This window comes from Phenylobacterium sp. RIFCSPHIGHO2_01_FULL_69_31, from assembly GCF_001824475.1.
GTDB lineage: Bacteria > Pseudomonadota > Alphaproteobacteria > Caulobacterales > Caulobacteraceae > Phenylobacterium.
The window spans coordinates 1-13,081 of the sequence record NZ_MHXN01000018.1 but is presented as its reverse complement, the minus strand read 5'-3'; the positions used below and the strand labels follow the sequence as shown (position 1 = coordinate 13,081).

Annotated in this window: 12 protein-coding genes; 5 read left to right on the top strand and 7 right to left on the bottom strand. The window is 69.1% G+C overall.

Annotated features, from left to right (window positions below):
• Positions 1-35: 35 nt before the first annotated feature.
• Positions 36-428 (top strand): response regulator, encoded by a 393-nt coding sequence (locus A2790_RS12550; protein ID WP_293392036.1) that lies wholly within the window; start codon positions 36-38, stop codon positions 426-428.
• 78 nt (positions 429-506) lie between these two features.
• Here A2790_RS12550 and A2790_RS12545 read toward each other — a convergent pair whose 3' ends face one another.
• Together A2790_RS12545 and A2790_RS12540 are read right to left on the bottom strand one after the other, a co-directional pair.
• The gene (locus A2790_RS12545) at positions 507-860 is read right to left on the bottom strand and encodes a DUF2200 domain-containing protein (RefSeq protein WP_293392033.1); all 354 of its coding nucleotides are present in this window, start codon (positions 858-860) and stop codon (positions 507-509) included.
• 37 nt (positions 861-897) lie between these two features.
• Entirely contained in the window at positions 898-2,685 is a 1,788-nt protein-coding gene (locus A2790_RS12540) for an ATP-binding protein (protein ID WP_293392030.1), read from the bottom strand.
• A 227-nt stretch (positions 2,686-2,912) separates the two neighbouring features.
• Between A2790_RS12540 and A2790_RS12535 the strand changes: the two genes are divergently transcribed.
• Complete coding sequence (locus tag A2790_RS12535) at positions 2,913-4,787, top strand: PAS domain S-box protein (protein WP_293392027.1); 1,875 nt, start codon at positions 2,913-2,915, stop codon at positions 4,785-4,787.
• Positions 4,788-4,800: 13 nt separating this feature from the next.
• On the opposite strand, the gene A2790_RS12530 is transcribed toward A2790_RS12535, so the two are convergent.
• The gene (locus A2790_RS12530; protein WP_293392024.1) at positions 4,801-5,043 is read right to left on the bottom strand and encodes a helix-turn-helix transcriptional regulator; all 243 of its coding nucleotides are present in this window, start codon (positions 5,041-5,043) and stop codon (positions 4,801-4,803) included.
• A gap of 122 nt (positions 5,044-5,165) precedes the next feature.
• Positions 5,166-7,616 carry a TonB-dependent receptor gene (locus A2790_RS12525; protein ID WP_293392021.1) on the bottom strand — a complete coding sequence of 817 codons (2,451 nt, stop codon included), beginning with the start codon at positions 7,614-7,616 and terminating at the stop codon, positions 5,166-5,168.
• 199 nt (positions 7,617-7,815) lie between these two features.
• On the opposite strand from A2790_RS12525, the gene A2790_RS12520 reads away from it, so the two are divergent.
• Positions 7,816-8,391 (top strand): surface-adhesin E family protein, encoded by a 576-nt coding sequence (locus A2790_RS12520; RefSeq protein WP_293392019.1) that lies wholly within the window; start codon positions 7,816-7,818, stop codon positions 8,389-8,391.
• A 192-nt stretch (positions 8,392-8,583) separates the two neighbouring features.
• On the opposite strand, the gene A2790_RS12515 is transcribed toward A2790_RS12520, so the two are convergent.
• The 3 genes from A2790_RS12515 to A2790_RS12505 form a co-directional block, all read right to left on the bottom strand.
• The gene (locus tag A2790_RS12515) at positions 8,584-8,997 is read right to left on the bottom strand and encodes a CHRD domain-containing protein (protein ID WP_293392017.1); all 414 of its coding nucleotides are present in this window, start codon (positions 8,995-8,997) and stop codon (positions 8,584-8,586) included.
• A gap of 106 nt (positions 8,998-9,103) precedes the next feature.
• Positions 9,104-9,838, bottom strand: coding sequence for an alpha/beta hydrolase (locus A2790_RS12510; protein WP_293392015.1), 735 nt, complete (start codon positions 9,836-9,838; stop codon positions 9,104-9,106).
• A gap of 126 nt (positions 9,839-9,964) precedes the next feature.
• Entirely contained in the window at positions 9,965-11,242 is a 1,278-nt protein-coding gene (locus tag A2790_RS12505; RefSeq protein ID WP_293392013.1) for a cytochrome P450, read from the bottom strand.
• Between the two features lie 144 nt (positions 11,243-11,386).
• Between A2790_RS12505 and A2790_RS12500 the strand changes: the two genes are divergently transcribed.
• Both A2790_RS12500 and A2790_RS12495 read left to right on the top strand, forming a co-directional pair.
• A complete protein-coding gene (locus A2790_RS12500) occupies positions 11,387-11,857 on the top strand; it encodes a GFA family protein (protein WP_293392010.1) in 471 nt (156 codons plus the stop codon).
• 76 nt (positions 11,858-11,933) lie between these two features.
• Positions 11,934-13,034 carry an NADH:flavin oxidoreductase gene (locus A2790_RS12495; RefSeq protein WP_293392008.1) on the top strand — a complete coding sequence of 367 codons (1,101 nt, stop codon included), beginning with the start codon at positions 11,934-11,936 and terminating at the stop codon, positions 13,032-13,034.
• Positions 13,035-13,081: the final 47 nt, after the last annotated feature.

Genomic DNA, 13,081 nt, shown 5'->3' with positions numbered 1-13,081 from the left:
CTCGTCGCCTACGTAGGCGCCTCCTGGAGACCCAAGTGCGCGTGCTGTTTGTCGACGACAACGCCATGAACCGGAAAGTCGTGAAGAGCATGCTCGAGTCGGCCGAGGTCGTGATGATCGAAGCCGAGGACGCCGAGACGGGGCTGTCCATCCTGGACGCCGACGCGTTCGATCTCGTCCTGATGGACCTTCGTATGCCCGGCATGGACGGCCTTGCGGCCATCCGTCAGATCCGGGCCCGCGGAGACGCCAAGGCCAGCCTTCCGATCATCGTTGTCACCGCGGACAACGGCCCGAACATCCGCGGCCAGGCTCTGGCGGCGGGCGCCGAAGATCTGCTTCACAAGCCGGTCCAGATGCAAGCGCTCTTCGACGCCATCGGCCGCGCGGTCGAGGGCACGGGCCGCCCCGGCGCCGTTCTCGCCTGATCGCCCGGTCCGCGCGGCTCGGCGGAGGGACTGGCTTACGCGGGCGGCTCCGCGTCGGGCGCTCGGCAGCCCGCTCCGCTATCCGCGCAGGATCTTCTGCATGGCCTTTCCCTTGGCCAGCTCGTCGATGAGCTTGTCCAGGTAGCGGATCTCACGCATCAGGGGCTCGGCGACCTCCTCGACGCGAACGCCGCAGACCACGCCCTTGATCTCGGCCCGGGCCGGGTTGGGGCGCGGCGCCTGGGCGAAGAAGGTCTCGAAATCCGTCTTCTCGGCCAGCTGCGCGTCCAGCGCCTCCTGGCTGAAGCCGGTCAGCCAGCGGATGATCTCGTCGACCTCGGCCTTGGTGCGCCCCTTCCGCTCCGCCTTGGCGACGTAGAGCGGATAGACGCTGGCGACGCTGGTTGTGTAGATCCGGTGGGGGTTAGGCACGATCTGGTCCGCTTGGGTGTGGCGCGCCCGACCAGACCTACCACCTTCCGCCCGCCGGCGCAGCCGCCGGGCCCTCGCGCTCCGCCTCGGCCGTCTCCGGCGGGGTCATGGCCGCGGTGATCGCCGCCAAGAGCTGTCCGGCGCTCACCGGCTTGGCCACCACGCCGTCGAGTCCCGCGGCCAGATAGCCGGAAACCTGGTGGGACATGGCGTTGGCCGTCAGCGCCAGGATCGGGACCCGCGGCCGCGCCGCCGCGCGCTCGTGGGCGCGGATCTCCACGGTCGCCCCGACGCCGTCCAGGACCGGCATGTTGATGTCCATCAGGACTAGGTCCCACGGCTCGCGCTCATAGGCTTCCAGCGCCGCCCGGCCGTCTTCGACCATGGTGAGCGCGACGTCTCCGAAGGCGCCCAACAGATGCTGGAGGACCAGCTGGTTGGTGGGATTGTCCTCCGCCACGAGGATGCGCAACGCGCTCAGATCCGCAGCCGCCGGCCGCGCGTGCAGCGCCGCCCCGGTCGCCTGCGGAGCGGCCGCCGACGGAAGCGGCAGGAACAGCTGGAAGCGGGACCCCGCCCCGGCTTGGGAGGTCGCCTCGATCCGACCGCCCATCAGCGCGGCCAGGTCGCGGCATATGGAGAGCCCCAGCCCCGTACCGCCGTAGCGCCCGGCGACGCCGGGGTCGGCCTGGGCGAAGCGGTCGAAGACCCGGTCCAGCGCGTCCGGGGACATGCCGATGCCGGTATCGCACACCTCCAGCTCGACGCCGTTGCCGACACGCCGGCCGCGGACGGTCACCTCGCCCCGCTCGGTGAACTTCACCGAATTGGAGACGAGATTGGTGACGATCTGACGCGTGCGGTTCGCGTCTCCGGCGAAGTGGCCGCGGATGTCCGCCACGTCCACGTGCAGGCGAAGACCCTTGCCGCGGGCGCTGGCCAGAAAGGGCTCGGCGGCCGCGGTCACGGCCTGGGCGAGGTCGAACGGCCCGATCTCCACTTCGAGCTTTCCGGCCTCGATCTTGGACAGGTCCAGCATGTCGTTCAGCAGCGTCTGCAGCGCGTGACCCGAGCGGCGCACCACGTCCAGGCGCTCGGCCTGGGCAGGGCTCAGCGTGTCGCCGGCCATCGCCTCGGCCATCCCCAGGACCCCGTTCAGCGGCGTCCGGATCTCGTGGCTGACGGTCGCCAGGAACTCGCGCTTGGCGTCGTTGTCCCGTTGCGCGTCTGCCTGGCCCCGCACCATCCGCGCCTCCGCCCTGGCGTTGGAGAGCTGAAGCTGGCGAGCGTTCACGACGAAGCAGAAGGCCAGCGCGGCCATGATCAGTGGCGGCTCGCCGTTCCCCAGCAGCATCATGTTGCGGATCATGGCCAGGGCGGGGAGGGGGGCCGTCCACAGGAACATGTTTCGGGTCATGCTCTGCTGCGCGGCGATAAGCATCAGCACGCCCGCGCAGAACAGGACGCTGACGACGGCCGCGGCCGTGGACGGGGCCGGATTGACGAAGAACGGCGCAGCCGCCGCGCTGGTCGACAGGGCGCAGAAGAAGATCATCTCACGCTGCCGCCGCCGGGCGGTGGACAGGTCCAGCGTGCCCAGGCGCGGCGCGATCCGCCGCCACCAGGCCCAGATCACCAGTTCGCAGGCCAGGAAGGCGACGACCCAAAGCCCGGCCAGAAGCGGCGACAGCAGGTCGAAGTGCAGGCAGGCGGCCGCCACCAGGCCGATCGTGCCGATCCGGAGCACGTACTGGGCGCGGTAGGTCCGCGAGTAGAAATACTCGAGGGCCAGTTCGGTCGGGGACAGGCGGCGAGGCGCAGGCATGCTCCACCTTCGGACGGCGGAGCCTTAAGGTCGCGTTTGAACCTCGTGCGACCTTTTGCCCCCGTCGCTGTGGGCCGACCGAGGCGGCGGCCCGGTCGGTGGGCTTTGCCGTGGTCGCGGGAACACGGAAGGACCCGCCGCATTGTCACGATCGGCCTGACCTTTCGGGCGGCGTGCAGGGCGGGCAGGGACGTGTCGGATTTGGCGTTTGAGATGACCCCGCCCCGTTGTCGGCCACCGTCCGCATGACCTTCGCCCGAACCCTGTGCGAGGCAGGCGGAGAGGCTGGGCGGCTGATCGCCGAGCGGGACTGGTCTGCGACGCCGCTCGGCGACATCGCGCAATGGCCGCAGAGCCTGCGAACGGCCCTGACCACCATCCTGCTGTCGCCCGTTCCGATCGTGATGCTGTGGGGTGAAGCCGGCGTCATGCTCTACAACGACGCCTATTCGGTCTTCGCCGGCGGCCGCCACCCGCAGCTTCTCGGCAGCAACGTGCGCGAGGGCTGGCCGGAGGTCGCCGCCTTCAACGACAACGTCATGCGGGTGGGCCTGGCGGGCGGAACCCTGCAGTACCGCGACCAGGAGCTCACGCTTCACCGCCACGGCCGTCCCGAGCAGGTCTGGATGGACCTCGACTACTCGCCGGTCCTGGGTGAGGACGGTCGGCCGGCCGGCGTGATGGCGATCGTGATGGAGACCACCGCGCGGATCATGGCCGACCGGGCCCTCACGGCCGAGCGCGATCGCCTGACCGAAAGCGAGGCGCGCTTCCGCAACATGGCCGACCATGCGCCGGTGATGATGTGGGTGACCGACCCCACGGGCTATTGCGTCTATCTCAATCGCAGCTGGCGTCGCTTTACCGGCCAGACGGCGGACGAAGGCGAGGGGTTCGGCTGGCTCGACGCCACTCATCCCGACGACCGCAGCATGGCCGAGCAGGCCTTCAGGGAGGCGGTCGAGGCGCGGGCGCCGCTCCGGATCGAATACCGCCTGCGGCGTCACGACGGGGCCTACCGCTGGTGCATCGACGCCGCCGCGCCTCGGCTGTCCAACGACGGCGAGTTCCTGGGCTATGTGGGCTCGGTCATCGACATCGAGGACCGGCGCAACGCCGAGCAGAGCCAGCGTGAGAGCGAGGATCGCCTTCGCGCCCTGACGAACACCCTGCCGGCTTTCGTCTGGTTCGGGGCGCCGGACGGCGAACTCCACTACTTCAACGACCGCTGGTACGAGTATTCGGGGCAGACCTCCGACCAGGCCCTGCCGAACGGCTGGGTGGACATCCTGCATCCCGAGGACGCCGACCGGGTGGCGGAGGCCTGGGCGCGGGCGCGGGCGCTTGGGACCCCCTACGAGACCGAATGCCGGTATCGGCGGCGGGACGGCGCCTACCGCTGGTACCTGGCGCGGGCCGAGCCGCTGAAGGCCCCGGACGGCCAGATCGCCGCCTGGGTGGGTTCGTCCAGCGACATCCACGACCATGTGACGGCCGAGGACCAGCAGCGGCTGCTGATCAATGAGCTGAACCACCGGGTGAAGAACACCCTGGCTACGGTCCAGGCGCTGGCGACCCAGAGCGCCGCACGCGGCGCGCCGGTGGCCGAGTTCCTGGACGTCTTCGAGGGGCGGCTGCAGAGCCTCTCGGCCGCCCACGACCTGCTGACCGCAACCCACTGGGAAGGCGCGAGCCTGGCCGATGTGGTGGATCGGGTGACCGGCCACTGGGCGGCGGAGGGGCGGCTGGCGGCGGACGGTCCCGCCGTCTGGCTCACGCCCCGGCAGGCCTTGAGCATCGCCATGGCCTTGCATGAGCTGTCCACGAACGCTCTCAAGTACGGCGCGCTAACCGCGCCGGCCGGACAGGTGACCGTCGGCTGGCAGGTATCGGGCGAGCGGCTGCGGCTCCACTGGCGTGAGCGCGGCGGCCCGCCCGTTCGCCCGCCCGAGCGCCGGGGGTTCGGCACGCGCCTGCTCGAACGCGGCGTCGGACGCGAGTTGGGGGCCGACGCCATGCTCGTCTTCGACCCGGACGGCGTCCGCTTTACCTTGGGCTTGCCCCTGGACGCCCGGGCGGGCGGCGCGCCGCGGCGCGACTGATGGTCCAGGGCGATCAGCGCCGTGGGCGCGGCGCGGCGGGGTCGGCGGGGGGCACGAAGCCGTCGGGGACGAAGCCGCGAAGCAGGGCCTCGACGGCCACCGTGACCGGGCCGGAGATCTGTCGTTTGCCGGCTTCCATCTCCAGGATCCGGCTCTCGCCGTGATTGGCGGCGAAGCGCAGCGCGCGGGCCAGGTCCGCGGCGCTCCAGCCCATGGCCAGGCGCGCCTGTCGAAGGTGCTCTCCGGTCTCGATCACGCCCAGCTCCTGCGCTCTCCCAAGCCGGGAGATCACAGCAAACTCAGCCCATGTCCAGGGGGCAGGGGCGCCTTGTCTGCGGAGGAAGGCCCGCGCCCCAGGCCGGGGCGCGGGCTCTACGTTCAGTAGCTGTAGCGCAGGGCCACGCCGTAGGTGCGCGGCTGGCCCAGGAAGGCGTCGTACGACCCCGACTGCAGAACGGCGTTGAAGCCCACCTGGTAGTAGACGTCGTTGAACAGGTTCTGGGCGAAGGCCTCCACCGCCCAGCGCTTATCCGCCGAGGTCAGGCCGACGCGGGCGTTCACCAGGGTGAAGCCCGGCTGGTTCTTCACCGGATCGAGGTCCGAGCCGGTGTTGTAGCTGGAGACGCTCTTGGAGTTGACCGCCACGCGTCCGATCAGGTCGTCGTTGATCGCCCGCTCGTAGGTCACGCCCAGCGAGCCGGACCACAGCGGCGCCAGCGACAGCCGCGAGCCGGGCAGGTTGGCGCCCAGGAACAGCGGGTTGCTCTTCGGATAGTAGGTCTCGGCGTAGGTGACGCCGCCGTTGAACTTCAGGCCCTCGATGGGCGAGGCCCAGATGAAGTCCAGGTCCACGCCCTTGGAGATCACCTTCGGCACCGAGGCCACCGAGAAGACCAGGCCGTTGAAGGCGTTGAGCTGGAAGTCCTTGTACTTCTGGTAGAACACCGTGGCGTTCAGCAGCAGGCTGCGGTCGAACAGGGTGTTCTTGAAGCCCAGCTCGTAGGAGTCGACCGTCTCGGGCGCGAAGCTGGTGTCCAGCACCGGCTCGGTGGGCCGGCCCGCCACCGTCTGGTTGGTCGTGGCGATGCGGTCCAGGTTGAAGCCGCCGGCCTTGTAGCCCCGGGCGTAGGACGCATAGGTCATGACCTCGGGCGAGAAGCGGTAGGCGATCTTCGCCGTCCCGGTCAGCTTCTTCTCGCTCAGCGACTGATCGTTGTTGCGGATCTGGCCGAACCGCGGGCTGTTCGAGGCCGCGCACAGCACCTGATACGGACCAGCGCCCAGCAGCCCGCCGGCGCGGATCAGCGATCCCGTCGCCGGCACCGGTCCGCCGATCGCCGCGGCCCGGGCGAGCGCCGTGGCGCAGCCGATCCCGCCGTCGGTGTTGCTCCAGAAGGTCTTGAGATCCTTGTCTTCCCAGGTGTAGCGCAGGCCCATGGTCAGCTCGAGCGCCTCGGTGACCTGGAAGCTATTGTTGGTGAAGAGCGAGAAGCCCTCCTCCCGCTGGCTGTAAAGGTCGTCCTGGCCGTTACCGGCCACGAAGGTCTGGCCCGTCGCCGGCCGGCCGGTGAACAGCGGCAGCTGGCCGCCGAACAGGGCGCTTACATACTGCTCGTACTGGGTCCCGTAGGTCACGGTCCGCACGTGCAGGTCCAGGTCCTCACGGGTGTAGAAGGCGCCGATCAGCCAGTTCAGCCGGTCGGTGGCGCCCGCCAGGCGAACCTCCTGGCTGAAGGTCTGGAACTTGCTCGACCCGGGGTTGGAGCTCTGCTTCAGCGTCGGGGAATAGAGGATATCCGCCGCCGTCCAGTCGACGTCGGCCCCGCCGGTCTGCTTCCAGTGGCGCAGGGCGGTGATGGCGGTCAGCTTGGCGCCGCCCAGCCACGGCGTGTTCCAGTTGGCCTCAGCCGCCCAGCCGGTGTCGACCACGGTCTTCAGGAAGCTGCGGTTGCTGTAGTCGCGGAATTCGTCCGGGTCCGGCGGGTTGGCCAGCCCGCCGGGCGCCAGGGCCTGGATGATCGCCTGGGTCGCCCCGTTCTGGATCTGCACCGCGCCGCAGCAGCGCTCGTCGCGCTTGGTGTAGTCGACCGAGACGTTCAGGTCGAAGTTCTCGGACGGCGTCAGCAGGAACTGGGCCCGGCCGGTGTAGAAGTCCTGGTCGTTGTTGTCCGGCCCGACGGTCTTGTAATAGCCGTCGCGCTCGCGGGCGGCGACATAGACCCGGGCGGCCAGCAGGTCGTCGATCAGCGGGCCGTTGAGCGAGCCCGAGGCGCCGAAGCCGTCGTAGTTGGTGACCTGCACCTCCGACGTCGCCGAGACGTTGAACGAGGGCTTGGCGGTGATGATGTTGATCACGCCGGCGGTGGTGTTCTTGCCGAACAGCGTGCCCTGCGGGCCCTTCAGCACTTCGATCCGCTGGGTCTCGCCCAGGTCGCTGAACGCCACGCCGTTCCGCGGGCGGTACACGCCGTCGATCACCACGCCCACCGACGATTCCAGGCCGGGGTTGTCGCCGACCGTGCCGATGCCGCGGATGCGGGCGGTGGTGATCGCCGAGCTGCTGGTGGAGGTGACGGTCAGGCCCGGGGCCACGATCGTCAGGTCCTTGATGTCGCGGACGCCGGCGTCCTGCAGCTGCTGGGCGTTTACCGAGGTGACCACCACGGGCACGTCCTGCAGGCTCTGCTCCCGCATCTGGGCGGTGACCACGATCTCTTCGATGGTGGGGCCCTGGTCGGCCTGGTCCTGGGCCAGGGCGAACGTCGGCGCCCCCAAAACCAGGGTTCCGGCCGCAAGGGCGCTGACACTGCAGAGCAGGGCGATCTTCATACGCTTCGTTCCTTCCCAATGGCGCTTCTTTGAGAGCGCTCGACTCGTGCACTGAACCGGAAGGACAGCCTGCATTGAAAGCCAAAGCCGCAACGCACAACGGTGATATCTCGCACCTGCGGCGCCTGCGCCACAGGCGGAACCGCTCGGCGGAAGGCTGTAGGCCTCTCTTAATCCGCACGTTATAGCTACAGGCGCCGTGCAAAAGCCGCTGATCCGCCTCCGCATTTTCGCCGCCGCCGCGGCCGCGACGCTGCTGGCGTCGAGCTCGGCCCAGGCGAAGATCTTCTACATCACCCAATCGGGCGCCGACGCCTGGACGGTCATGGACGCCAGCGGCATCGAGACGACGCCCGGCTCGCCCGTGCGAAAGGCGTGGGCCGTCCGCGTCCAGCGCAACATCCTCAGCGGCAATCCGCCCACACCGGGCTATGTGCGCACCCTCACCGAATATGACTGCGACGCCCAGCGCACCCGCTGGCGCGAGTTCTCGGCCTTCTCCCGCTCGGGCGGCCTGCTGGTCAGCAAGGTCAATCCTCAGCCGGAGTGGGGGCCGGCGAACGAGGCCGCCGACACCTACGCGGCCTATCGGGTCGTGTGCGAGGGCGTCGGGGGCGGCGCGGTGGTCTCGGCCGACAGCGTCGCCAAGGTGGTCATCAACCTGATGAGCGCCTGGGACCCGCCCCCCGAACCCTTCGCCCCCATCACGCCTGCCGCAGCCACCCCGCCAGCCAAGGGCGCGCCGGCCGCCGCAAAGCCGCCGCCCAAGCGTTAGGCCGGCCGGCCACGCTCACTCTCCCCTTCCTATGGGTGAGGAGAGAAGACCGCGCCGCGAGCCTGCCTTGGCGCGCCAGCGCCGTAAGGATCCAACCGCAGAAGACGCAGAAAACGCAGAAGAGCCGTGTCTGCTATGCCTTCTGCGTCCTTCTGCGTTTTCTGCGGTCCCCAGAGGGCGGCGCCGCGGTCTCTACTTGGAGAGCTGTCCGCGGATCGCCCCGCCGGGGAACTCGGCGTTGTGGACGTTGACGTAGTAGCCCGCCGGGTTGGCCAGGATGTCCTTCACCACCGCCGCATCGGCCGTGGCGCAGCCCGCGCTCTTGCCCGCCGCGTCCGGCGCTTTCATCGGCACGACAGGCGGGCCCGAGGCGCCCGCCGCACCCTTGTGCACGTGCGCCGCCGTGGCCGCGCCGATCTTCTCGACCATGACCTCGTAGCAGACCTCGTTCTTGGCCGCGTCGACCTTGAACGTGGCGTGCCCGGCCCCGTCGGTATCGGGCGACCCCGCTCCGCCCAGGTGGGCGGACAGGTTCTCGGCGGCGAAAGCCGGCCCGGCGACCAGCGCCCCCACGACGGCGACGACGGCAAAGCTGGTTCGGATCATGGTCTCTTCCTCCCAAGCCCCCCGCTTGATCGGCGCAAGAGGAGACCGTGCGCGCCGGGGCGTCAACCGCCCGTGGCGGCCATGCGGGGGCGCTTGCAGACTTACGCTAGAGGACGATGCCGGCCTCGGGGAACGCCGCGTTCCACCACCCGCCCACCAGGCGGTGCAGGGGGCCGTTGGCGTCGCGGGCCACGTTGTGCCCCGCCTCGGCGATGGTTTCGACGGTGATCAGGGCATGGGCCGCCAGGCGGGCGAGCGTGGCGTCGTTGATCAGGCTCGGCATCGTCTTGAAGGGTCTCGGCGGCTCTAGCGGAACGCCCCCGATGACGGCGAGGGAAGGCGTCCGGAGATCGTCCAGCACCCAGGTGTGATCGCGAGGCTCGATCGTATCCGGGCCGATGCCGAAGATGTTCCAGACGAACGCCTCCCCGCCGGGGGGCGTCTGAGCTCGGAAATGCAGCAGCGGCCAGACGCCCTCCGTCAGCAGAGGGGGCTCGATCGTCACGACCCTCCGCACCGATGGGTGGCGCAGGCCCAGCGCGACAATACCCCCGACCGACGCCCCGAAGACCATGAGTGGCCGATCCCGCCAGCGCGCCGCCAGGGCCTCGTCCAAAGCCTGGGCGAAGGCGGCAATCGAGATCTCGGAGAGCGCTGGACAATGGTTGCCCGGCAGGTGGGTCCGAAGCACGTCGGCGTCGGGGAACGCCCTCTGGATGTTCCAGAAGAAGTCCGCCGTGGCGAACGCCCCGCTGATCACGAGCAGGATCGGGCGGCCGGTGTCGCGTCCCCAGAACCACACCTGACCACGCGACGTATCGACCTCGAACCGGCTTTCCATGGGCTCCAACAAACCTGCGCCGGCGGCCCAGAGCAAGGCGCGGGCCGATCGAACGAAATCGGGCGCCCGCGGATCAGGACTCCACGGGCGCCCGTTTTGCGTTTCCGGTGTTCAGAGCCGACCGGCTCAGTTCCGGGTCGGGATGATGACCGGCAGGTCCTCGTAGCCCTTCACGAAGGACGAATAGACCCGCTTGGGCGGGCCCACCACGTCGATCCGCGGGAAGCGGGCGAGGATCTCTTCCCAGATGATCTTGAGCTGGAGCTCGGCCAGGCGGTTGCCAACGCAGCGGTGGATGCCGAAGCCGAACGACAGGTGCTGGCGCACCCGCGGCCGCTGGATCCAGTAATCGTTGGGCCGCTCGATGACCTCTTCGTCACGGTTGCCCGAGACGTACCACATGGCGACCTTGTCGCCTTTCTTGATGGTCTTGCCGCCCAGCTCCACGTCCTCCAGCGCCGTGCGGCGCATGTAGGCCAGCGGGGTCTGCCAGCGGATGGTCTCGGAGACCATGGCCGGGATCAGGCTGTGGTCCGACCGCAGCAGCTTTTCCTGGTCCGGGTTCTGACTGAGGGCCAGGATCGAGCCGGAGATCGAGTTGCGGGTGGTGTCGTTGCCACCGACGATCAGCAGGATCAGGTTCCCGAGGTACTCCATGCGGTCCATGTTCCGCGTGGATTCGCCGTGGGCCAGCATCGAGATCAGGTCGGGCTGCGGCGGGGCGTTCACCCGCTCGTTCCAGAGGCGCATGAAGTAGTCCACGCACTCGAACAGCTCCTGGCGGCGCTCCTGCTCAGCGATCTCGGGATCGGTGGAGCTGAACAGGCCGCTATCCGGCGCCGCGGTGGCCACGTCGGACCAGCGGGTCAGCTTGCGGCGATCTTCCCAGGGGAAGTCGAACAGGGTCGCCAGCGTCATGGTCGTCAGCTCGATGGACACCTTGTCCACCCAGTTGAACTCCTCGCCGATCGGCAGGCTGTCGAGGATGGCGCCGGCGCGCTCGCGGATGATCGGCTCCAGCCGGGCCAGGTTCGCCGGCGAGACGATCGGGCTCACGGTCTTCCGCTGCACGTCGTGCTTCGGCTGGTCCATGGCGATGAACATCGGCAGGGTGAAGTCTTCCGCCGGGTCGGGCAGCACGATCGTCGGCTCCGACGAGAAGCGCCCGTGGTCGGTGTCGACCGCCATGATGTCGTTGTACTTGGTGACCGACCAGTAGCCGCCCACATCCTCGAAGCCGGACTCGGCCCAGTGCACCGGGTCTTCTTTCCGCAGGCGCTCGAAGTAGGGCCACATGCTGTCGGTCCGGAAGAGCTCCGGGTCGGCGACGTTGATCTGTTCCAGCGGCATCGAATAGGCCGCGTCGCGCGCCGCGCGCTTCACATCGATCGAGGCGTCGTCCATGGGTTACCTCCTGGCGGCGGGTCTGCAGCGCCCGCATTGGTTCAGCCCGAACGATGATACCGCAGGGCAGGCGAGTCAAGAAAGATGACGCTAGCGTCAACTTTTCAGGATTGAAAGACGCCGCGCGAAATTCGGAGGCGAGAGGTGGGTGAGCTCGAGGGTGGCTGTGCATGCGGGGCGGTCCGCTACCGTCTGACGTCGGGCCCCATGTTCGTCCATTGCTGCCATTGCAGCGACTGCCAGCGGCAGGTGGGCAGCGCCTTCGTGATCAACGCCCTGATCGAGACCGACCGGATCCAGGTGCTGTCGGGCGAGATCGCGCCCACGGCCATGCCCACCGACAGCGGCCGGCCGCACCTAGTCTATCGCTGCACGGGCTGCGGCACGACGCTCTGGTCGGACTATGGCGACCGCAAGGCGATGAGCTTCCTGCGCGCCACCACCCTTGACGACCGCGCGGCCCTCAGCCCCGACGTTCACATCTTCACCCGCAGCAAGCTGCCCTGGGTGCGCCTGCCGCCCGACGTGCCGGCGTTCGAGATCTACTACGACATGGCCAAGCAATGGCCGGCCGAGAGCCTGGCGCGGCGCCGGGCGCTGCTGGGCGATTGCTGAGGCGCCGATCAGGTTTTCTGTCTGGCGAAGCCGCGTCGCTGGGCTAAACAGGCGTTTGAAAATCTGCGGGGATCACATGGCTTCCGACGTTCTGTTCACGCCCTTCACCTTCAAGGGACTGACGCTGCCCAACCGCATCGTCATGGCGCCGATGACCCGATCGTTTTCGCCGGGCGGCGTGGCGACGGAGGAGGTAGCGGCCTACTACCGGCGCCGCGCCGAGAACCAGGTGGGCCTGATCGTCACCGAGGGGACGGGCGTCGACCGTCCGGCCTCGCTCAACGACCCCAATGTCCCGCGCTTCCACGGCGACAAGGAGCTGGCGGCCTGGGGCCACGTTGCTGACGAGGTGCACGAGGGCGGGGGCCTGATCGCCCCGCAGCTTTGGCACGTCGGCGCGGTGAAGACCCGTAGCGAGGACTGGACCCCGCCCGGCCCGTACGACAGCCCCTCGGGTCTGTCCCGCCCCGAGAAGAAGTTCGGCGAGGCGATGACCGACGCCGAGGTGGCCGACGCCATCCGCGCCTTCGCCGACGCGGCCGCCGCCGCCAAGCGCCTGGGCTTCGACGCCATCGAGCTGCACGGCGCCCACGGCTACCTGATCGACCAGTTCTTCTGGGAGGGCACGAACGTCCGCGAGGATGCGTACGGGTCCAAGGACCTGCCGGGCCGCGCCCGCTTCGCCGCCGAGATCCTGCGCGCCGTCCGCCGCGTCGTGGGACCGGACTATCCGGTGATCATCCGCGTCAGCCAGTGGAAGCAGCAGGACTACGAGGTGAAGCTGGCCAAGGATCCCAAGGCCCTGGAGGCCTGGCTGGGCGCGCTGGTCGAGGCCGGCGCCGACATCATCCACTGCTCGCAGCGCCGGTTCTGGGAGCCGGAGTTCGAGGGCAGCGACCTCAACTTCGCCGGCTGGGCCAAGAAGGTCACCGGCGTGCCCACCATCAGCGTCGGCAGCGTGGGCCTGTCGGGCGAGTTCATTGCGGGCTTTGCCGGCGAGCGCTCGGAGCCCGCGTCGCTGGAGGCCCTGGAGCGCATGCTGGACCGCGGCGACTTCGACCTCGTCGCCGTCGGCCGCGCCCTGCTGCAGGATCCCGAATGGGTGGTGAAGATCCGCGAAGGCCGCCACCACGACCTCTCGCCCTTCGACCGCTCGGCGATGGCGAAGCTTTACTGAGCGATTGCTCCTCCCCCGCAAGGCGGGGGAGGGGGACCACGAAGTGG